This is a genomic window from Clostridium psychrophilum, assembly GCF_018861705.1.
Taxonomy (GTDB): Bacteria; Bacillota; Clostridia; order Clostridiales; family Clostridiaceae; genus Clostridium_AD; species Clostridium_AD psychrophilum.
Genome location: NZ_JAHLEC010000018.1, coordinates 22,912 through 44,408 on the forward strand (window position 1 = coordinate 22,912; position 21,497 = coordinate 44,408).

Annotated in this window: 18 protein-coding genes and 1 riboswitch; of the genes, 7 read left to right on the forward strand and 11 right to left on the reverse strand. The window is 29.3% G+C overall.

Features of this window, described 5'->3' with window-relative positions; all coding sequences use genetic code 11:
- Positions 1 to 5: 5 nt before the first annotated feature.
- Positions 6 to 500, reverse strand: coding sequence for an energy coupling factor transporter S component ThiW (gene thiW, locus KPL38_RS06205; protein ID WP_216288282.1), 495 nt, complete (start codon positions 498 to 500; stop codon positions 6 to 8).
- Positions 501 to 641: 141 nt separating this feature from the next.
- Positions 642 to 751: riboswitch (TPP riboswitch) on the reverse strand.
- A 67-nt stretch (positions 752 to 818) separates the two neighbouring features.
- Positions 819 to 2,309 carry a glycerol kinase GlpK gene (gene glpK, locus KPL38_RS06210; RefSeq protein ID WP_216288283.1) on the reverse strand — a complete coding sequence of 497 codons (1,491 nt, stop codon included), beginning with the start codon at positions 2,307 to 2,309 and terminating at the stop codon, positions 819 to 821.
- A gap of 466 nt (positions 2,310 to 2,775) precedes the next feature.
- Between glpK and KPL38_RS19975 the strand changes: the two genes are divergently transcribed.
- The 4 genes from KPL38_RS19975 (at position 2,776) to KPL38_RS06220 (ending at position 4,502) form a co-directional block, all read left to right on the forward strand.
- Positions 2,776 to 2,898: a hypothetical protein gene (locus KPL38_RS19975; RefSeq protein WP_281419328.1), complete on the forward strand. Its 123-nt coding sequence runs from the start codon at positions 2,776 to 2,778 to the stop codon at positions 2,896 to 2,898.
- 252 nt (positions 2,899 to 3,150) lie between these two features.
- Complete coding sequence (locus KPL38_RS19560) at positions 3,151 to 3,465, forward strand: alpha/beta hydrolase fold domain-containing protein (protein ID WP_246577837.1); 315 nt, start codon at positions 3,151 to 3,153, stop codon at positions 3,463 to 3,465.
- Positions 3,466 to 3,524: 59 nt separating this feature from the next.
- The gene (locus KPL38_RS20500) at positions 3,525 to 3,836 is read left to right on the forward strand and encodes an alpha/beta hydrolase fold domain-containing protein (protein WP_512699144.1); all 312 of its coding nucleotides are present in this window, start codon (positions 3,525 to 3,527) and stop codon (positions 3,834 to 3,836) included.
- A 237-nt stretch (positions 3,837 to 4,073) separates the two neighbouring features.
- Complete coding sequence (locus KPL38_RS06220; RefSeq protein WP_216288284.1) at positions 4,074 to 4,502, forward strand: hypothetical protein; 429 nt, start codon at positions 4,074 to 4,076, stop codon at positions 4,500 to 4,502.
- Positions 4,503 to 4,662: 160 nt separating this feature from the next.
- Here the strand turns inward: KPL38_RS06220 and KPL38_RS06225 are convergent, their stop codons facing one another.
- Both KPL38_RS06225 and KPL38_RS06230 read right to left on the reverse strand, forming a co-directional pair.
- Entirely contained in the window at positions 4,663 to 4,950 is a 288-nt protein-coding gene (locus KPL38_RS06225; RefSeq protein WP_216288285.1) for a hypothetical protein, read from the reverse strand.
- A 146-nt stretch (positions 4,951 to 5,096) separates the two neighbouring features.
- A complete protein-coding gene (locus tag KPL38_RS06230) occupies positions 5,097 to 5,714 on the reverse strand; it encodes a 50S ribosomal protein L25 (RefSeq protein ID WP_216288286.1) in 618 nt (205 codons plus the stop codon).
- A gap of 886 nt (positions 5,715 to 6,600) precedes the next feature.
- Between KPL38_RS06230 and KPL38_RS06235 the strand changes: the two genes are divergently transcribed.
- Entirely contained in the window at positions 6,601 to 7,704 is a 1,104-nt protein-coding gene (locus KPL38_RS06235) for an AI-2E family transporter (protein WP_216288287.1), read from the forward strand.
- Between the two features lie 58 nt (positions 7,705 to 7,762).
- On the opposite strand, the gene KPL38_RS06240 is transcribed toward KPL38_RS06235, so the two are convergent.
- The 4 genes from KPL38_RS06240 to KPL38_RS06255 all read right to left on the reverse strand — a co-directional run bounded on the left by KPL38_RS06240 (position 7,763) and on the right by KPL38_RS06255 (position 12,891).
- Positions 7,763 to 9,205 carry an MDR family MFS transporter gene (locus tag KPL38_RS06240; RefSeq protein WP_216288288.1) on the reverse strand — a complete coding sequence of 481 codons (1,443 nt, stop codon included), beginning with the start codon at positions 9,203 to 9,205 and terminating at the stop codon, positions 7,763 to 7,765.
- Positions 9,206 to 9,449: 244 nt separating this feature from the next.
- Positions 9,450 to 10,841, reverse strand: a complete 1,392-nt coding sequence (locus KPL38_RS06245) for an amino acid permease (RefSeq protein ID WP_216288289.1) — start codon at positions 10,839 to 10,841, stop codon at positions 9,450 to 9,452.
- A 476-nt stretch (positions 10,842 to 11,317) separates the two neighbouring features.
- Positions 11,318 to 11,872 (reverse strand): GNAT family N-acetyltransferase, encoded by a 555-nt coding sequence (locus KPL38_RS06250; RefSeq protein WP_216288290.1) that lies wholly within the window; start codon positions 11,870 to 11,872, stop codon positions 11,318 to 11,320.
- 113 nt (positions 11,873 to 11,985) lie between these two features.
- Positions 11,986 to 12,891, reverse strand: coding sequence for a DUF2156 domain-containing protein (locus KPL38_RS06255; RefSeq protein WP_216288298.1), 906 nt, complete (start codon positions 12,889 to 12,891; stop codon positions 11,986 to 11,988).
- Positions 12,892 to 13,319: 428 nt separating this feature from the next.
- Between KPL38_RS06255 and KPL38_RS06260 the strand changes: the two genes are divergently transcribed.
- Positions 13,320 to 14,564, forward strand: a complete 1,245-nt coding sequence (locus KPL38_RS06260; RefSeq protein WP_216288291.1) for an HlyC/CorC family transporter — start codon at positions 13,320 to 13,322, stop codon at positions 14,562 to 14,564.
- Positions 14,565 to 14,666: 102 nt separating this feature from the next.
- Here KPL38_RS06260 and KPL38_RS06265 read toward each other — a convergent pair whose 3' ends face one another.
- Positions 14,667 to 15,776, reverse strand: a complete 1,110-nt coding sequence (locus tag KPL38_RS06265; protein ID WP_216288299.1) for a DEAD/DEAH box helicase — start codon at positions 15,774 to 15,776, stop codon at positions 14,667 to 14,669.
- Between the two features lie 103 nt (positions 15,777 to 15,879).
- Positions 15,880 to 17,091 (reverse strand): O-antigen ligase family protein, encoded by a 1,212-nt coding sequence (locus tag KPL38_RS06270; RefSeq protein WP_216288292.1) that lies wholly within the window; start codon positions 17,089 to 17,091, stop codon positions 15,880 to 15,882.
- A 316-nt stretch (positions 17,092 to 17,407) separates the two neighbouring features.
- On the opposite strand from KPL38_RS06270, the gene KPL38_RS06275 reads away from it, so the two are divergent.
- A complete protein-coding gene (locus KPL38_RS06275; RefSeq protein ID WP_216288293.1) occupies positions 17,408 to 18,112 on the forward strand; it encodes a tetratricopeptide repeat protein in 705 nt (234 codons plus the stop codon).
- A 67-nt stretch (positions 18,113 to 18,179) separates the two neighbouring features.
- On the opposite strand, the gene KPL38_RS06280 is transcribed toward KPL38_RS06275, so the two are convergent.
- Entirely contained in the window at positions 18,180 to 21,428 is a 3,249-nt protein-coding gene (locus KPL38_RS06280; RefSeq protein ID WP_216288294.1) for a DEAD/DEAH box helicase, read from the reverse strand.
- Between the last annotated feature and the right edge of the window lie 69 nt (positions 21,429 to 21,497).

A 21,497-nucleotide genomic window follows, 5' to 3' on the forward strand; every position in this document is an offset into this window, starting at 1 on the left:
TCTGTCTAAACTTCTTTATTTAAGTTCGAAAGTTTTTTCAAGTCTATACCTCTAAGTATAAAAAATCCAATTAGACTTCCTCCAATTGTACTTGTTAAAAATGGTGCTACAAAAAACAATGCCCCCACTTTTTTACCCATTATTAAATTAGCTATCGGAAATGCTAATAGCCCACCTAAGATTCCTGTTCCAAATATTTCTCCCACTACTGCAATTAGATTGCTTTTAGTTCTCCTATATAATATTCCAGCTAAAAATACTCCGATCATACTTCCAGGGAATGCTAAAAGTGAACCTGTTCCTAATATATTTCTAAGTAAAGATATACAAAATGCTATAGCTATGCCGTATCCGGGACCTAACATTACAGCTGCTACAACATTAATTGTAGCCTGCACCGGGAAACATTTTGATACCCCTACTGGTATAAATATAATATTGCCCGTAATTACTCCCATAGCTATTAGAAGTGATGAAATAGTTAATTTTTTTGTCTTCATATGTTAACGCTCCTCTCTCTCTTGCATAATTAAAAAGGAACAAACTCTAAAAAACTAGCGTAAATAGTGTTCAGGATAAATTAAAAAAACACAAATCCAAGGATTTGTGTTAAATTAACGCCATATATAATAATTCATATATAATCACCAATAAACAACTTCCTACGCTGGCATTATCCAGTTCAGGTCATAGGGTCAAAGAATTACAATTCTTGTTCTCAGTTGGCTATCCAACTCCCCTGTGCTCGGTTATTCTTTTTTATTTAATATATTTAATAATAACATAATATAATATTCTACACAATAATATTTATATTATTATTCTAGTCTTATCCCTGATCTTTTTACAGCTATATGCCACCCATGAAGTAATTTTTTCCTATATTCCTCTGTCATACTAGGTTTGAAACTTCTTGATATTGCCCAATGTTTAGATACTTCTTCCTTACTCTTCCAATATCCCACTGCAAGTCCAGCAAGATAAGCTGCGCCAAGTGCTGTTGTTTCAGTAACTTCTGGTCTGTCTACTTGAACATTTAAGATATCTGATTGAAACTGCATTAAGAAATTATTATTACAAGCTCCACCATCTACTTTGAGCTCAGTTAGTTTAATTCCAGAATCTTGTTGCATTGCTTTTAGAACATCATGTGTTTGGTATGCTAACGCTTCTAAAGTTGCTCTTATCAAATGTTCCTTTTTTGATCCTCTTGTAAGTCCCACAATTGTTCCTCTTGCATAAGGATCCCAATATGGTGCTCCAAGTCCAACAAAGGCTGGAACTACATATACTCCATTTGTATCGTCCACAGCCATTGCATATTGTTCACAATCAGCAGCATTATCAATCATACGTAATTCATCTCTTAACCACTGTATTGCGGCTCCTGCTATAAATACACTGCCTTCAAGTGCATATTCAACTTTTCCATCTATTCCCCAAGCAATAGTCGTAAGTAATCCCTGTTTAGATTCAATTGCTTTATCCCCTGTATTCATTAACATAAAACATCCAGTACCATATGTGTTTTTAGCCATTCCTGACTTATAACAAGTTTGTCCAAATAACGCTGCTTGCTGGTCTCCAGCCGCTCCGGCTATAGGAATTTCCCCACCAAACAAAGAAATGTCCGTATGTCCATATATATAACTTGATGGTTTAACTTCAGGAAGCATTGATTTTGGTATGTTTAATGTTTCAAGTAATTCATCATCCCACTTTAATTCGTGAATGTTAAAAAGCATTGTTCTTGATGCATTAGAATAATCTGTTACATAAGTTTTTCCTTTTGTTAAATTCCAAATTAACCAAGTATCTATGTTACCAAATAATAAATTGCCTGCTTCAGCTTCTGCTCTAGCACCATCTACATTGTCTAATATCCATTTTATTTTTGTTCCGGAAAAATAAGCATCTAGAATCAATCCTGTTTTAGCCCTAACAACCTTATCAAAACCTTTTTCTGTTAATTCATCACAATACTCAGCTGTTCTTCTACATTGCCATACAATTGCATTATATACAGGTACACCTGTTCTTTTATCCCAAACTACAGTTGTTTCTCTTTGATTTGTGATACCTATTGCTGCTATATCAGACGCCGTGGCATTAACTTTAGCCATTGCTTCGCTTGCAACACTTATTTGGCTTGACCATATTTCCATTGGATCATGCTCTACCCACGCAGCTTTTGGAAATATTTGTGTAAATTCTTTTTGAGCAGATGTTACAATAAGTCCCTCTTCATTGAAAAGTATACATCTCGAACTTGTAGTGCCTTGATCAAGTGCCATTATATATTTAGCCATTTTAGCAAAACTCCTTTTTATAATTATTCTTTTTTAATTATCACCAACAAAACCTATATTTATGTGTGTCATTAAACGGTTAAACCGTTTACAACTTGACATACAAAAAACCACGTAAAAAATAAAGTATAACACTTTATAATAACGCGGCTCATATTCTCTGCCATTTATTTTATACTATTGTTTAGAGTATATCTTATATTTCGACCTTTTGCAACAAAACTTATAAAATTCACAATTTAGATTTGTTCTTAAGCTTAATTTTCTTTTATTTGTGCTCTTCTTAAACCATTTCAAAATTTTCATTGCATTTCAACTTCTCGTTAAGTAATTATTGATGCATTAATTTTATGTACTAATTATTATAATTTATATGGGCATAATAATAAAAGTAATTATCTTTGTAAATAATTACTTTTAATTTTGACAACTATTGAGTTTCATATAGTAATGGAGGTTTTATTGAATGAAAAAGAAAAGATGGTTTGAGATTTTTTCAGTAATTGTCTTGATTGTTATAATATACAGTTTTATTATGATTAGAAATTTAAATGCAACACGATATGGCAATGTTGATACAATATTTTGAATTATGTCAAAAATAGAAATTCTATTTAATCCAACCTCGTTTAAGAATAAAACAGTCTATGAAATACGTGTAGCCTTACATCGGTTAACTACAATATATAGCTCTAAACCTATATCCTTTTCTAATATAAAAATGTGAATGTAAAAACTGCTACAAATCAAGTACCGATTAGAATATACACTCCTAACAATAGCATTAATTTACCTTTAATAATTTACTCACATGGCGGTAGTTGGATAAGCGGTTATATTGATGAATATGACAATATCTGTAGGAAACTTTCAAAAAACAAAGGCTATAATTGTATCTGTTAATTATTGTCTTGCACCAGAAAATCCTTTTCCAGCTGGTCTTAATGATGTGTATAGCGTACTTTTATGGGTTTATAAAAATGCTAAAAGTATCCATGGTAACTCCGCTCAAATATGTGTTGCCGGAGATAGTGCTGGTGCTAACTTATCTGCTGTAATTTCACAAATGACACGTGATAAAGTTAGTCCTCATATAATTTCTCAAGTATTAATCTATCCATCTACAAGCATATATGAGTTAAATACTAACTCTTAGGCTTATTTTGGTATGGAATATAATCTAACAAAGGAAAATTCTAACATGTTTATATCTTTATATATCTAAAATTAGAAGATAGAAAAAATGAATATGCATCTCCACTTTTAACAAAAGATTTTAAGAATCTACCTAATACGTTAATAATTACAGCACAATTTGATCCATTAAGAGATGAAGGTGAATCTTATGGGTATAAATTAAAACAAGCTGGTGCAAATGTAAGATGTACTAGATACAATGGTGTTACAGATGGCTTCGTTTCTATGGATAGAATTACGAAAAAATCAGATATGGCTATTAATGAAATTTCCACATATCTACGAGGACAGTTTAATGAAAATAGAAATAAAATTTCAACTTTAAAATAAGATTTAAGCTCTCAAGCCTTGTAATATCTATGAATTCTAAATTCATAAAATTTACCCTATATCTTGAGCTATAATTTATAAAAAAGTGGGTAAACTACATAATGCATTGGATTTTCCAGTGTAATCATATATATAGAGAGGAGATTTTTTATGAAAAACAATAATTTACAAGAAACGAAAAAAGCTAATTCTCAGTCAGCATCAAATGAGGGATCAGAAAAATCTTCGAATTCTAGTATGTCTAACAGCACAAACGATTCTAATTTACAAGAGACTGTACAGTTAAATAGTCAATCTGCAGCAAATAAAGGTCAAAGCGGAATTTCTGGCAATAGTGCTTCTAGCATGTCAAATATGTCCAGTGGTGCTACTCCTGAAGAAACAAAACAATTAAATAGTCAATCTTCATCAAACAAAGGAACAAATGGTTCTTCAAATTACGGTATGTCTGGCATGTCAAATTTATCAAATATGGCAAGCAGCGATAACGCTTCAGTTTTAGAAGAAACGAAAAAATTAAATGCTCAATCAGTTCAAAATAAAAGTCAAAATGATTCTTCAAACTTAGATATGACAAACATGTCTAGTAGTGATAGCGCTCAAAGCATAGAAGAAACAAAAAAATTAAATGCTCAATCAGTTGCAAATAAAGGTACTTTCAAATAATATAAATTATAAAAGCTTTAAGGGAAGTCATTCATAAAATGACTCCCCTTATTTCGTCTATATAAATGCCTTCAATAATGCAGATTATATTAACCTAATTTAATTAATTATTTAATTTAGGATGATATAACAAAAATAGAATGTATTTCTTATTTAGTGATTATTCTTCTATATAAGTTATATTACCATCAAAAATATAAGCTAAAGAGGTTTTTGTGCCTTCTAATGCATACATCATTTTTTCAATTACAATCTGCTCTTCCTTGTTAGTAGTTATAGATAGTTTATCTATTTCGTTAACTTCAGACTTTAACCCAAATTCATATATAAAATCATTTATTAACCTTACCCATTCAGATATATCATTAGATCCTAAAGTTTCTTTCTTGGCAAAATCTTTAAATGCTCTATCTAATTGTTTTCTTGAATATCTCAATACATTACCCATTCTTATTACTCCTTTTTCTAACTTTATTTCTAAAACTTAAAGTAACTATCCAATAAATTATATGAAAATAAATACATAGAAGGATGAATTTTTATTTTCATCCTTCTATGTATTTATTAACTTATGTTTTATTAACTTATATTTTATTATTCTGTAACTTCAGGTTCAGCAGCAACTTCTTCATTAACAACTTGTGCAGCTGGTGCTGCCTCTACTTCTTGTTCTTTAATTAGTGATATAGATGCATAAACTTGATCATCTTCATCAGTAACTTTTATATCCTTATCTAAATTAAAATCTTTTGCTGTAATTGTATCTCCGAATGATTTGTTTGATACATCAATGCTTAATGAATCAGGCATTATAATCATCTTACCAAAAACATCTATTTCAGCCTTTTGAATTTGTAACTGAAGTCCTTTAGAAATTAAACCTTCTTCACCCCTGAAAGCGATATGTAATTGCAATTTAATTTCATGATCCTTAGCAACAAGCTGTACATCTATATGATTGATTTTAGCTGTTACGGGATGTCTTTGAATTTCTTTTATAAATCCAAATTTTTTATCATCTTTATATTGTAGCCATACTTTTGCATTAGAACCATGTTTCATAAGTATCTTTTTTAAGGGAACTAATTCAAACTTCACAGAAGTTGCTTCCTTAGCGTTATCTCCATAAATTACACCTGCAATAAAACCATCTTCTCTAAATCTCTTTTTTGTTGCAGTTCTTTCTAATGCATTCAAAATTATTTCTTCCATAATAACTCGCTCCTCTTGGCTTATTAAGCCTTTGTGTTTATTATTTTATATACATATGTTACTAATAATAATCTCCAGTGAAAATTGTGCTGAACTTTAAAATGATGTAATTTCTAACTATTAGTACCTGGAAATTTAATACATATATTATAAACATATTAAAAGACAACATAGAATACTCTGCTGTCTTTCTTGTCTTCGTAAATGCATTTGTTGAATTTCCACATTATATCTATCATTTATACAAATAAATAAAAAAAACAGCATCATTACCTAAAAGATAACATTAGTAATTAAAACATATCTATATTATAACACATTGTAGAACATATAAGCAAACTGAAGTTGTCATCTTTTTGCAGATATAAGTAGTGATAATCTACGTATCTTTTCAAAATTATTTTTATGATTACAGATAAATTCTACATATAATGAATACACTAATTCATAATGACTTAGCATGCATTATAATATTACTATTTTTATTTATACATTGAATCCTCTCCTGTGGAGATGCAACAGCTCTGAAAGAGATGAATCACCTCCTCTAGGTCGCTGCAACGACTTCAGCAGGGAATTTATCCCTTTGTAATTCTCTGGAATAGATAATAATTCTCAATTGTTATCCTCACACTTGTATAAGTAGGAGATTTTCCTTCTGAAATGTCGTTAAACTATTAGATATAGTTATTAATAAAGTGTTTTAAGAATGCTATAATCATATAAGTTATCTATTTGAAAGTTAAACTACCTAATAATAGGATAAAAGTTTACTAAAATAACAACAATAATATTATTGTTATTTTAGTTATTTGTTTATCAATAACTATATGTTTATTGATTACTGATATAATTGTATAGATAAACATTAATTGGAGGGATCAGATTGATTCATTATAAAAAAATACCATTTATAGAACTTATACCTATCATCATAATAACTTTTTTTCTTTTTAGAATAGTAAATAATATTGAAAATATAGGCTCAATGTTTCATAAAATATTTTCTTTACTTAGTTATTTTATTTGGGGATTTGTTATAGCCTATTTGCTTAATCCACTTATGGTATACATTGAAAAGAAAACAAAGCTGAAAAGAATTTATAGTATAAGCATTATTTACACATTATTTGTAGGTATAATAATCTTAATAATTACTTTAGTCACTCCTAATGTTATAAAAAGTGTTGCTGATTTATTTAGCAATCTTCCTCAGTTCGCACAAAAGTCATATAACTGGTCTACAGATTTTTTATCTAAAAATGATTTACTAAATAAATATGACCTTTCATCCTACTTGGATAACTACCTTAATACTTTCAATAAAGATATATCTATATATCTTACCCCAGGACTACAAATTATCATTAATAACTTAATGGGTTTAAGTTCTTTCTTTATGAAGTTAATGTCCGGTATTGTAATTTCATTTTACTTTTTACTTGACAAAGAGTCAATTATTCATAACCTTGAGAGACTTATTTATTCTGTTTTGAGCGAAAACATTACTCTTAAAATAATAAATTTTTTAAAAACAGTCAATATTACTTTTAAAAAATATTTTGTTGGAAAAATAATTGACTCTATTATTTTTGGAGTTATTACTTTAATAGGGTTTATAATATTAAAAATACCTTATGCCTTACCTTTTAGTTTATTTATAGGTGTAACAAACATGATTCCATACTTTGGAAATATTATGGGAATGGTTCCTGCAGTCATAATAACCCTATTCTTTAATCCCATGAAATCTGTAGAATTAGTGTTATTTATTGTAACCTTAAGCAATATTGATGGATGGTTCATATCCCCAAAAATTATTGGAGATAAAGTAGGTCTCAGTCCCCTGCTCATAATTCTCGGAATTGTTCTCGGAGGTGGACTTTTCGGTATCGTGGGAATGCTACTTGGGGTTCCTGCTATTGCTTTAATAAATACCTTGCTTGAAGAATTTATCGATAAACAGATTAAAAACAAGCAAATTGAATGATCCTCGCAAAATACTTTACCACATTTTGCGAGTGCTCCCACCTAATTTATTTAATAGTTTATTGTTTACATGAATTCTTTCTGGTTTTTGATTTAAACATAAAACAAAGTGCAAACGATGCTAATGCAATTATAATAAACACTGTAAATACTTGATGAAGCCCTGAAATCAAAGATAGCTTTATTTGGACCAAACTTACACCACTACTTAATGTCTGCGTAGAATACAAATTATTTGGCTTTATGCCTTTCACTCCAATATTATTAAAATATTTAACTATATTTGTATTCAATATACTTCCAAAAATACTTACTGCTATAGTTTGTCCAAGTGTTCTTACTAAAGAATTAGTTGCTGTAGCTGCCCCTCTTTTATTATATCCAACAGACTCTTGTACCACTATTGTCAATGTAGTAAACGCTCCACCAAATCCAAATCCCATGATAAAGCCATACCCTACAACTAATGCTAATGGAGATCTAATACCTAAAGTAAATAAAAACATACAGCTTATTAGCAAAATCAAGGTAGACGTAGCAATCACTCTTTTTTCACCAAATTTAGGAATAGCTTTAGACAACGCTATTGAAGATAATAACCATGAAATAGACATAGGTGCCATAACTAATCCAGAAACTGTTGCCCCAAATCCTAAAATGTTTTGTATGTATAATGGTATATAAACATCTATACCTATTAAAATTCCAGATGCTAAAAAGCTTATACCATTCACAATATTGCTAGTTTTCGTAAAAATGTCAAAAGGTATAATGGGTTCTTCTGCTTTTTTTTCTACATAATAAAATAAAAGTAATATGATTATTGTAACTGGAAGCGTTATCGCAATTACATTTTTTCCAATAGGTAAACAACCTAACAAAAATGTTATAATTGCTGCTGAGAATAATAATGTTCCTAAATAATCAATCTTATGTGTTTTTCTATCGAAAGTTTCAATTAGATTCATTTGTATAAGTATTATAGATATTATTCCGAAAGGAAGATTTATAAAAAATATCCAATTCCATGAAATATTTTCAATTAGAAATCCACCTAGGAATGGTCCAGCTAAACTTGCTATTCCCCATACTGTACTTAAATATCCTTGGATTTTAGGTCTTTCGCCTACTGTAAAAACATCACCTACTACAGTATACGTAAGCGTAAATATTGCTCCTGCCCCCATTCCCTGAAGTGCTCGAAAGCCTATCAGTTGATACATGCTTTGTGATAATCCGCAAAGACAGCTTCCAACTAAAAAAATTATTATTCCTATAGTAAGGATGTTTTTTCTTCCATATAAATCAGATAATTTTCCATATATTGGTGTCGAAATGGCTGATGTTAATAAATATGCCGAGAAAACCCAACTTATAAGTTCAAATCCATTTAATTCTTTAACAATGGTTGGTATTGCAGTAGTTACAACCGTTCCCTCTACCGCTGCAAGGAACATTGCCACCATTAATGCAATTACTATACCTTTCTTTTTTGATTTCATCCTTTGTGTCACTTCCCTTAATATGATAATTGTCCTAAATATTCGACCTTAGCTACGAATAAAGGACAAATACCATTTTACCATCAATACTCAATCATTTGTACACAAATTGAATACTTTTATTTTTAAAATGTGAAATGCTCATATTATTCTTCCTTTAACAATGAATATAAAAATAGGAACCAGACTGAATTCTGATTCCTATTTATAAATATTCTTATTTTATATTATTTAAATGTTCTTTTTATTTAAGCATTTTCTTTCTTAAAATATCAACTTTTTTGTCATCCTTATTATTTTGAAGCATCATGAACAGATAAATTGGAATACCTAATAACATAAGTATAAAACCATACATTACAACCTCTGCACCCGTTCCATAAATTGCATATATTGTATATCCAAAAGCAAGCAATGCTACGAATGAATTTTTTAAGAAATTCCATATATTAAAATCTAAAGAATGTTTCTTTAAAAGCACTATATCTGCAGCTGCTGAAAAAGCATAAGCAGGTAAAAAAGCTAATGTAGCAAGTAATAGCATAAAGTTAAATGCTGCATTTAATGAACTTACATAATTTAATATAAGAAGAATATTAGCTGCAACACCACTTATTACAAGTGATGCAACTGGAGTCTTATATCTGGGATGTATTTTCCCAAATATTTGTGGAAATAACTTATCTTGAGCCGCTCCATATGAGCTTCTAGCAGTTGTTAATATCCATCCTGCTGTAGCTCCAAGTGTTGATATTATAGCACCAATTGCTATGAAATTTCCACCCCAGGTTCCACCAGTTGCCGCATTAATTATGTCAGCAAGTGGAGCTTTTGAATTAGCTAATGTAGCCTGATCTAGAACACCCATAGCAACTATTGAAACAACTAGATATATAACAGCTGAAATTAAAGTACCATATATTGTACTTTTTCTAATATTTACTCTAGGGTTTTTAATTTCTCCAGCAGGCACTGTTGCACTCTCAATTCCTACAAAAGCCCAAAGAGCAATAGCAATTGCTGCGGGTAGCGTATTCATCCCTGAAACCTTTGTGCTAGATACTGTATTAAGCATCGCAGGATTAAAATGCATAGCTGCAATTACTACAAATACCACTAAAGCGCCTACTTTTAACACCGTTGTTATAATTGTAATTATGCCTGCTCCTTTTACACCAAGAATATTTATAATGGTAAAAAGCCACAATACTCCCGAAGTAATTAAAAATGCTAACATTGGAGTAGCTGTGCCAGGAAAGAAATATGTGAAATAGAGCATAAATGCAGTTATAATAGCTGCATTTCCAACCCAAGCGCCTACCCAATAAGTCCATGCAATCAAAAATCCTGCAAAATCACCAAAAGCAGCTCTAGTATACACGATAGGTCCACCTGTTCTTGGCATCGCTGTACCAAGACTTGCAAAGCTTAACGCGATTAAAAGTGACCCAATAGCCGTGATTACCCAGGCAATTATAGCTGTTTTAGGGTTTGATGCTGAAGCTAATGATGCAGCAGAAGTGAAAATTCCTGAGCCAATACAGTTGCCTACTACTATAGCAGTCGCTGCGGCAAGTCCAAGCTCTCTCTTAAGCTTAACACTACCAAAATCATTAGTTTTATCGACTTTACTCATAAGTACCCTCCTTTCTTGCTTCAAATAAATTATTTTATTCTGTCGTTAAAATAGATTGTCACCTAAAATATTTTCAAACTGTAATCAGTCAAATTTACTCTTTGATTTAACACTATATGATAATCACATTATTATTAACAAATTATTATTAACAAATTATTAAATTAAGTGATTAAATATAATTCAACCATGAATATAGTTATAAATATATCATATAATCACTGTAAAAAGGATACTATTATTCGAATATATGTTTTTCTTACAAAATGATTACATGCCTACACCTTAGTTCCTTAAAGATAAATACATGTGGATTCAAACATCATATTCATTTATATTTTATACTAAATTGGCTAAACTATGTACAATATATATAAATGTAACCCTATTAATAAAAACAGAATACTTAATAATATTTATTAACATTCCAATAAACATAAAGACACAGTAGAAAATACACTACTGTGCCTTTATGTTTATATTTTTTTTGTAGTATCTTCCCACTCAAGCCTTAATATTCCATATAAATACATGTCGTATCTTTTACCATCTCTATGGATAAATTCTCTATAAGTACCTTCTCTTTTAAATCCTAATTTTTCATATAACTTTATTGCAGGTTCATTATATTCAAGCACAGTTAAATATATTCTATGTAAATTTAGTTCTTCAAATCCAAACTCCATAGTTAATTTAAGAGCCTCCTTTCCATATCCACATCCCCTATGCTTTTCTTCTCCAATTCCTATATATATTAATGATGTTCCATTATTCCAAGATATATTTTCAAATCCTGTAACACCAATAATTTCTTGCTGTCCAATCTTTCTCACACCAAAGATGTAATCTGTATTGCATTTTCGAACATCACTAATTGTTTCCAGAACTTCCTCAAAAGTTTTAGGAATCGCACTTACCGTATCATAATTACGCATAAAAGAGACATCATTGTGCCATTCTTGAATCGACAAAACATCTTCTTCATTAATAGATGTAAGTTTTATTTCCTTACCTATCAAAAGATTTTTCATTATATCACCCTTCCTCAGTTTTAATTATAATTTGAAAATAAGATACATTCAAGTAAACAGACTAGCTAAAAGCTAGTCTGTTTACTTGTTATTCGATAATTAAATCATCATTTCTAGGCATTGCAAAAACTAAAAGTATACTTTTTTTCTAATTTAAAAGGATGATAAGATAATTTTGATTTTCTGAGACCAGCAATTCCAAGGTCTTGTTCCCTATTAATTATTTTAACATCATTAAAGTTCCTATCAACAAAAGCTTTATTAATAAAGCTATATACTCCACTATAATTCACATCTGCTTTTTCTATATGAATTACCGCCAAGTCATCATTTAGTTTTTCTCCTAAGCTAAATGCTACTATTTTATCGTCTACATAAACTGCTACTCCTTTAGTATTTATAATCTTCATATTATTAAGGATATCTTTTATTCCCTGCAATTCACATTTAAGCATATAATCATCATTATTTGCCTCATACCATTTTTCTGCAGCTACTATTACGTCCTTTATTACCTCTGCATCTTCAATATCTTTAACTTCATAATCATAATTCTTTACGAATGAATTATAATGATTCTTTTTCCCATGAAGTTTTTTACCCGATAACTTTATAAGTTTTTCTGCTTCATATAAATAATCAAAATTATCTCTATCTTCTTCTATACAAATATCTTTTATGTCATCATAGATATTCCTTATTTCTTCCATGAATTCTTCCTCAAGATCTTTAAACAAGTATTCCATCTCGTTTTCAGTTTTGTAAACCATAAGCGTATCTATTATTTCTTTAAGATTTTCACTACTGTATCCCAATGGTTGCATGAAATAGTATCTTCCTTCAAAGTCTTTTTTCTTAATTATTAACGCATCTTTATAAATTGTAAAACAAACATCACAAGCTTCTCTCCATATATACAAAGTAGTAAATGAATATTCACAACTTAAAAAATTATATGGATATATAAATTTCTCGAATATATTCTTATCCTCAATAGCAAGTCTTTTAAAAACCATAATCTCAACCTTTCTCTTTAAAGATATATCATTATCTTTTTATACTCATTCTTTACTTTAGTCTGTTAACTCATTCTTTATTTTAGTCTGTTAACTCATTTTTTGCAAGTAGATACTTTTTTGAACTATAGTTACCAAAGCGATACCTCTAATATTACATTATTTAGTAATATAACCATCATAATTTCAATTATATTGTTATAAAAATAGCATTAGATTTAAACTTATACATACTTTTAATATTTTATGTATTTTAAATTTTATTATTCATGATTGACATTTTAATTGATTTTATTATTGGACCTAGTTTTAATAATGCCTTAATGTAAGATATTATATAGTTATTAAAAGCACAAAATACACGTTATTTAAATATTTTTCGTTTTATGATATAATTATTTAGGTTATATCTTAAGGAGTGTGAAAATATTATGGACCCCGAAGGTACATGGCAAATTATATGTTTAGTGATTTTATTATTTTTTTCGGCTTTTTTCTCTGCTTCTGAAACCGCTTTGATGACTTTAAGTAAAATTAGATTAAGGCACATGGTAGAAGCTGAAATTAAAGGGGCTGCACTTATTGATAAATTGCTTAAAAATCCAAGTAAACTCTTAGGTGGTATTTTAGTAGGCAATAATGTTGCAAATATTGGTGCTTCTGCACTAGCAACTTCCTTGGCTATAAAATATTTAGGAGATTCTGGTGTAGCTATTGCCACAGCTTTAATGACAATTCTTGTATTGATTTTTGCAGAGGTAACACCTAAGTCTCTAGCTGCACAAAATTCTGAAAAAATCGCCTTAAAAGTTGCTCGGCCATTAAATCTAATTACTTTTATTTTAAATCCTCTTATTACAGTATTAATATATATAACAAACTCAATTATAAAAATACTTGGTGGAGAAGTAGATAAAGTAAAACCATTTATTACTGAAGAAGAGTTGAAAACTATGGTTAATGTAAGTCACGAAGAAGGAGTACTCGAAGTTGAAGAAAAAAAAATGATTTATAATGTATTCGATTTTGGCGATTCGCAAGCAAAAGACGTTATGACTCCAAGAACTGATATGATTGTAGCTAACTCAAACTCAACCTATGATGAACTTATAAAAATTTTCAGGGAAGAGCAATTCTCAAGACTTCCTATATATAAAGATACTGTTGATAACATTATTGGAATTTTATATATTAAAGACTTAATTTTCTTTGAAGGTACAAAAGATGAATTTAATATAGTAAAACATATGCGTGTCCCTTACTTTACCTACGAATTTAAAAGCACTGTTGATTTATTTGCTGATATGCGTTTAAAACGAGTACCTATAGCTATTCTGCTTGATGAATATGGCGGGACTTCTGGAATTGTTACAATCGAAGACTTAGTTGAAGAAATTGTCGGGGATATCGATGACGAATATGATGATGATACAGATAAAATTCAAGTTATTAAAGAGGATGAATATATTGTTGATGGTGATACAAAAATAAATATGGTTAATGAAATGATAGGCCTACATATTGAATCAGAGGATTTTGATTCTATAGGTGGATTCGTTACAGGGATTCTTGGACGACTTCCCAAAACAGGTGAAACAATAAATTATAATAATACAAAGTTTATTATACTAAGCACCATTAAAAACCGTATAATAAAATTAAAAATCATAACTTAACATGAACAATAAAAAAACTCGAAATTGATTATTATAACCAATTTCGAGTTTTTTTTATTATTGTAATATCTTGAGTTAAATCATCTCTTGGGTCGCTGTAATTTACGACAAAATTTTTCTAGGAATTTTACATTTAATTCTCTTTTCTATCGCATCTAAAAGATATTTATCTTTTGGAGCTGAAAATAAGTATGTATACCCTTCTTCTCCAGCTCTTCCAGTTCTTCCAATTCGATGTATATATGAATCAGCACTTTCAGGCATATCATAGTTATAAACATGACTAACTCCATTTATGTCAAGCCCTCTGGATGCTACATCTGTGGCAATCAAATACTGAATATCACAGTGTTTAAACTCCTTCATTATTCTTTCTCTTTTGGATTGGGATATATCAGAATGTAGCTTTTTACAATTATAGCCTTTTTTATAAAGAGCTACCTCAAGATCATCACATCTTCTTTTTGTTCTACAAAAAATTATGGCCATAAACGGATTGTCTTCATCCATTACCTTACATAGTGCTTCCTGCTTTTTTCTATCTGTGGTTTCTATTAAAAACTGTTTTATGTTTTTAAGTGTTGTCTCTTCTTTTTTTATAATTACTTCTGTAGGATTATTCATATACTTGTATGCCATTTTTTTTACGTCTGGACTCATCGTTGCGGAGAAACATAACGTTTGCCTGTTTTTAGGTGTTGTTTCTAAAATATCCTCAATATCATTTTTAAATCCCATTAAAAGCATCTGATCTGCCTCATCTAATACCAATGTCTTAAGCTTATCAAGTTTCACTGTGCCACGTCTAAGATGGTCTAATAATCTTCCTGGGGTTGCTATAACAAGGTGGATGTTACCCTTTAGTTTTTTAAGTTGTGCTCCTATATCCTTGCCACCATAAGCTGCCAGTATATTTAGATTTTTAACTCCTGCAATTTTCTTAGCTTCATCAGTTATTTGTATAGCAAGTTCTCTTGTAGGTGTAACTACTAAACCCTGAATTGTATCTATGTCAGATGACATGTTATCAAACATTGGTAGCAAAAATGCGAGTGTTTTTCCAGTCCCTGTTTGTGCCTCCGCTATAACATCACTACCATCCTTTATTAGTTGAATACTTTGCTCTTGAATCGGAGTTGGTTCAGTTATTCCTTCAATTTTAATAATACTTAAAATATCTTCATTAAGCCCTAGTTCTTTAAATTTCATCATTTTCATTTACCCTTCTATTTAAATATATTTTTATTTTTTTATACATCACATTTAATGTTTAGACATTTGTTATAATAAGATAGTTTTATAGTGTTCATTTCATTTAAAGTTTTTCTTTTTTAATCACCTTATTTTCCCTTTCTTTATGTATAATAACATTTATAGAACCATTAAGTAATGAACTATTGTGTTGCATTGCCAGAGCATTTATTATAGCTGAACAACTGATAAATAATAAACCAGCTTGTGGTGCTATCATTGTAAAGTCGACAAGTCCATGTCCAATAATTACGGCTTGGATGCCTGCCAGCATTGGAGCCAATTTACACTTTTGTATATAAAGCACTTTTAGATTTCGGAACAAATTAATTTTCAAATAAAAATATATTGAAATCCCTACTGCACCAAGTGTAGTCATAAAAGTAATCCATATATTATGACCATGATACATAGTTGTATAATAATATCCCTTCATAAACTTGGCCCCATGCTCAGGTATTCCCATAAGTCCCCACCCGACAATAGGCTTTATTTTTATCATTTTTAAACATCCATTCCATATTCCAACACGACTATTAAATGAGTCATCAAAATTATGACCAGTTATATTTTTTAAAATCTGCGCTGGCATAAAAGTAATCGCAGCTGTAAGTATAAATATTGTTATAAATAGCCACATATCTTTTTTACTACCTTTAAACAAATAAAAGATAAAAAGTCCAAATAATAGTCCTATAAAAGCACCACGCGACCCCGTTAAAAACAATGCAATGACAAACAAAAGCGTTGATATTTGATAAAATACTTTTGTAGTTTTGGATGTAGTACTACAAAAATAAAAACCTACTAAAATCATTATAGCAAACCAATTACCTGCTACATTAGGATTGTCAAATGTGCTATAAATTCTATCATTAAATACTGGCTGACCTGTAAATTTCAGAAACGTAGCCCAAATGTTATAATTAAAATATACCTGCATAACCTTCTCCATTATTCCAAAAACTGCTGAGAACAATGAAAAATAAATCAAATACCTATACATTTTTTCTACCTTATTTTCATTTTCACAATAGTTTTGTATAAAAATTCCAACACATAGATACATAAATATAACAAAAGATGTAATAGTTGATATAAAACTATAATTTATAACTCCAACAACTAATGACCATATAAAAAGCAACCCAAGTCCTATATTCCAATGATTTTTATATATATTTATATTTTTAAATAATACCATATATGTCATATATATTACTGGTATAACCGCCGTATAGGGCGAAATAACTGTTAATAAAACTATAATCCCCATAATAAACCTCCTGTGACTATAGTCACATAAATAATAATAGATAAGTCTAGGTCAAACTTCAATTAAAAATTCAATTGTTAACAGTTTGTCTTTATTTTTTACAATTTATATCAACTAACACTTGAGTTATTATTTATTAAATTATCCCCTGGGTCGCTGCAATATTAACAACTTTATGTTGATAAATATGCACGCAGTGTACTAATCCTATTATAATTAATACTACCTTTCACTAAAAATATTATATGCCATATGTATACTGTTTTATAATGTGTCAATAATTTTAATGTGTGATTCTAGTGAAAGGGGCATATTAATGAAAAATAATATTAACTTAATTAGTGATGAAACTCTAGTTAAAGGATATATAGAAAGAGGTAAGGGGCTTTTTAATAATGGTGAAATTGATAAGGCATTCAAAAATTTTAACAAAGCAATTTTCCTTAATAACAAATATGCGGATGCTTATTTCGTAAAAGCTCAAGCTCATATTGAAATATATGAAGCTTTTGAAGCAGAAGAATGTATAATGAAATATTTAAAACTAGTTCCGGATGATCCATTAGGTTACTGGAAACTCATTGATATAAACGATTTAACTGGAGATTTTGATAAATGCATTTACTATTGTGAAAAGCTTATTCAAACAGATGACAAAAATGCAAACATGTATTTTAAAAAAGCACAATTCTTGGCTATCATCAACAATTTTAAAGAAGCATTAGAATGCTTTAATATTTGTTTAACATTAAGTCCTTGTTTTTATGATGCTTTATGTGGTAAAGCTAAAGTTCTTTTCTCATTACATAATAGAAACACAGCTATTGATGTATACAGTGATGCAATTGAATTAGATAATACTAAAAGTATTGCTTATTTGGGGATGTCTGAAGTACATTTATCTCTAGGCAATAACTTAATTGCCTTAGAGTTTGCAAAAAAAGCATACGAAATAGAGCCTTCAAATGAATGGTATAAATGTCACTATAAAATACTAAAAGATATGAATACGGATATGTAAATAATAAAAAACTTTCACATAAAAAGTGAAAGTTTTTTATTATTTAATTTCTAACCTTTTACCATTTTTACTCCTTAATTTCAAACAACCCAAATATGTCTTCCTCACTTAAAGATGCAAAACCTTTCCCCCCTGATAGCTCATCACCCATAAGCTCTGATACAAGCTTTTTTTTCTCTTCCTGAAGTGACAATATTTTTTCTTCTATTGTACCCTTAGCTATTATTTTTATAACACTAACCACATTCTTTTGACCTATCCTATGTGCTCTATCTGTTGCTTGTTCCTCTACTGCCGGGTTCCACCAAGGATCAAAGTGAATTACTACATCTGCAGACGTTAAATTTAATCCTGTCCCTCCAGCCTTTAAACTTATTAAAAATACAGAATTATCGCCCTTATTAAAATCTTTTACTAAATCCATTCTCTTTTCTGAGGCTACACATCCATCTAGATAACTAAAAGATATCCCCTCAACTTTAAATCTCTTTTGTATATTTTTAAGAACAGATGTAAATTGAGAGAAAACTAATACTCTGTGTCCCTCATCTATACTCTTATGAAGATGTTCAACTAAAGCTTCTATTTTTGCACTACCACCACTATATCCACTCATTAGCACTGTTGGATCCAAACATAATTGCCTTAACTTTGTAATATATGAGAGTATCTCTATCTTACTATTCTTAAATTCATCATTTTTCACCTTATTTTCAATAAGCTCCATAGCATGGTTTGCATAAATTTTGTAAACTTTCTTTTGCTCATGATCTAAACTTACCAAAAGTGTTTTTTCTATTTTATCAGGTAATTCTTTTAGAACATCCTTTTTTCTTCTTCGTAATATAAACGGTTTTATAAGCCTATTTAAGTCTTCTAATATTTCAGGAGTCTCCTTAAGTTTTTTATAATATCTTACACTAAATATTTTTTCATCATATAAGTACCCCGGCATTATAAAATCAAAAATAGACCACAAATCCATAAGAGAATTTTCTATCGGTGTACCCGATAGTGCAAATCTTGTCTTTGACTTTATCTCCTTAACAGCTATTGCATTTTGAGATTTTGGATTTTTAATGTTTTGAGCTTCATCCAATATACAATAATCAAACTCTAATTTGTTATAACTTTCACTGTCCCTCTTTAACAAGTTATATGTAGTTATAATAACATCATAATTTTTTATGTTGCTAATAATTTCTTTTCTTGAATTCTTAGGTCCATTCCCTGCAACTACACTTAAACTAGGTGCGAACTTTTCAAATTCACTTATCCAGTTATAAATTAGAGAAGTAGGTGCTACAATCAAAGTTTTACTTCCAATTCCATCCAATATAAAAGCAATAGCTTGTATTGTTTTACCAAGGCCCATTTCATCTCCTAAAATTCCTCCAAAACCCAAATAGTCCAATGTTTTAAACCAATTATATCCAACCTTTTGATACTCTCTTAACTTACCATTTAGACCTACTGGAACTTTAAAATTTAGTTTTTCAATGTTTTTAAGCTTATCTCTTACTTGATTAAGCTCTTTTTTGCCTTTTATATATCTTATCTTATTTTCATCTAGATAACTATCTAAGAAAATGCCTTTACTTCTAGATATTTCAATATGATTATTATCACTACCATTGGGGGCCATAATATCAATTAACTTTAAAAATTTATTAAGCTCTAGCTCCTCCAAATCAAGATATTCGCCATTTTGAAGTTTATAGTATTTAAGATTGTTTCTAAATGCCCTTAATATATTTGTTGTTTCACTAGGATCAATGTCTCCTACTTTAAAATTCATTTCAAAGTAATTATATTTTCCACTTTTAATATCCCCACTAATACCCTTAGTACCTAGCGATTTTATTCCTTTAAAGTTCTCTGAATAATATACTTCTCCAATTTTTTGAAGTTTTCCTATATCATTTTTAAAAAATTTAAATATATAGTCTTCGCCTCGTGTAAAATAAAACTTATTCTTGATTTCCTGAAATCCTAAAGTCTTTAGGCTTGTAATAACAGAATCTTCTTTTTTAGAATCTCTATATATAATTTTTTCAGTACAATCCTCAAATATATTAAATTCATAAGTACCATATTTTACCTTTAATGTTAAATCTATAATTTTACCTTGTTGATTAAAGTAAAAATTGAATTGGCTTTTAACCATTATAACTTTACCTTTTATAGCCTTAGACAAAACAACACTAGGCGATAGGATGTTAAGCTCTGGGATAAGCCTTCTCAATATAGTCTCCTCATCAAGACTTGCCATAGTTACTACCTTTGCTTCATTAAAAATTTGAAGATATGGGCTTATTTTATAACAAAACTCATAATTTGGAAGATAAATAGTGCTTCCATATAATAAAACATCATTCTTCTCACCTAAAGAAATCGGCATTCCGTTAATCGCTTTGAGAATATAATTATCCTTTATAATTTTCAAATCAAAATCTATTACTGGAGCCTCATATAAAATTTCTGTATCCACAGGTCTGTAAAAAAAACCTTCATTCAAAAATACCCTATGCTTAGTTATGATATCAAAAAATTCTCTAGTCAAATATTTAGGAATATTAACATACTTGCCATCAACATAACGGTCCTTACTTTTATTAAAGTTTCCTTGATTTCCCTCCATTGTCTTTAACATTTCAATAAAATCAATAAGTCTTTTATCCTTTATATCTAATCTTTGATTTTCAGAATTAAAAGTAAAGTTTTTGCTATAATTTATAGGAAATTTATTATAATATGCTAATAAAAAATGGTTTATATCCTTTAAAATGTAAAGATTACTTGAAGTCATGGAACTCAGACCTATTTTAAACTCAGCTGTAAGGTTATTAGTCCATTGATTTTTATTTATATAAACATCTATTTTAGTTTCATTCTTATCTTTTTCATCGCCTAAAAGCAGAGATAATATATTGCTATTATTTTGAACTACCCCTATTTCATCATTATCTTCATTTAAAAGAGGGTTCTTGGCTAAATCTCCTAATGCTTTATAAAATGTTGCAACTAAATGCTTACAGCAATAATTTTCTTTTTTAAATTCATTATTTTCAAAATCAGGACAACTACAGAATGTAGAAAAGATACTCTTTTGTTCCGCATCCATCTCAATTTTCGTATGATATTCATTAAAAAGCTTCTCAGAAATAACATTACCATCTATACAGATTAATTTATCTTCATTTGTAATATCTATGGAAGAAACCAAATCATTATTAAGAACCCTTTGTCCTCTCACATGATTTTTACCACTTGTTCCTTCATTTAATATTTGTAACAACATATCTTCTTTAAACATATTTTCTCCCTAGTCTTTAAGTTTTATAATCCTCTAATTATAACATAAACTCAAAAAGAACATAAAGCT

Bases quoted from the DNA above. Each gene is read 5' to 3' on its own strand.
- thiW (WP_216288282.1), bottom strand. From the start codon at position 500: ATGAAGACAAAAAAATTAACTATTTCATCACTTCTAATAGCTATGGGA.
- KPL38_RS06265 (WP_216288299.1), bottom strand. From the start codon at position 15,776: ATGATGAAATTTAAAGAACTAGGGCTTAATGAAGATATTTTAAGTATT.
- KPL38_RS06275 (WP_216288293.1), top strand. From the start codon at position 17,408: ATGAAAAATAATATTAACTTAATTAGTGATGAAACTCTAGTTAAAGGA.
- KPL38_RS06230 (WP_216288286.1), bottom strand. From the start codon at position 5,714: ATGGAAGAAATAATTTTGAATGCATTAGAAAGAACTGCAACAAAAAAG.
- KPL38_RS06245 (WP_216288289.1), bottom strand. From the start codon at position 10,841: ATGAGTAAAGTCGATAAAACTAATGATTTTGGTAGTGTTAAGCTTAAG.
- KPL38_RS06220 (WP_216288284.1), top strand. From the start codon at position 4,074: ATGTCTAACAGCACAAACGATTCTAATTTACAAGAGACTGTACAGTTA.
- KPL38_RS19975 (WP_281419328.1), top strand. From the start codon at position 2,776: ATGAAAAAGAAAAGATGGTTTGAGATTTTTTCAGTAATTGTCTTGATT.
- KPL38_RS06225 (WP_216288285.1), bottom strand. From the start codon at position 4,950: ATGGGTAATGTATTGAGATATTCAAGAAAACAATTAGATAGAGCATTT.
- KPL38_RS06280 (WP_216288294.1), bottom strand. From the start codon at position 21,428: ATGTTTAAAGAAGATATGTTGTTACAAATATTAAATGAAGGAACAAGT.
- KPL38_RS06240 (WP_216288288.1), bottom strand. From the start codon at position 9,205: ATGAAATCAAAAAAGAAAGGTATAGTAATTGCATTAATGGTGGCAATG.
- KPL38_RS06260 (WP_216288291.1), top strand. From the start codon at position 13,320: ATGGACCCCGAAGGTACATGGCAAATTATATGTTTAGTGATTTTATTA.
- KPL38_RS06250 (WP_216288290.1), bottom strand. From the start codon at position 11,872: ATGAAAAATCTTTTGATAGGTAAGGAAATAAAACTTACATCTATTAAT.
- glpK (WP_216288283.1), bottom strand. From the start codon at position 2,309: ATGGCTAAATATATAATGGCACTTGATCAAGGCACTACAAGTTCGAGA.
- KPL38_RS06270 (WP_216288292.1), bottom strand. From the start codon at position 17,091: ATGGGGATTATAGTTTTATTAACAGTTATTTCGCCCTATACGGCGGTT.
- KPL38_RS19560 (WP_246577837.1), top strand. From the start codon at position 3,151: ATGAATATGACAATATCTGTAGGAAACTTTCAAAAAACAAAGGCTATA.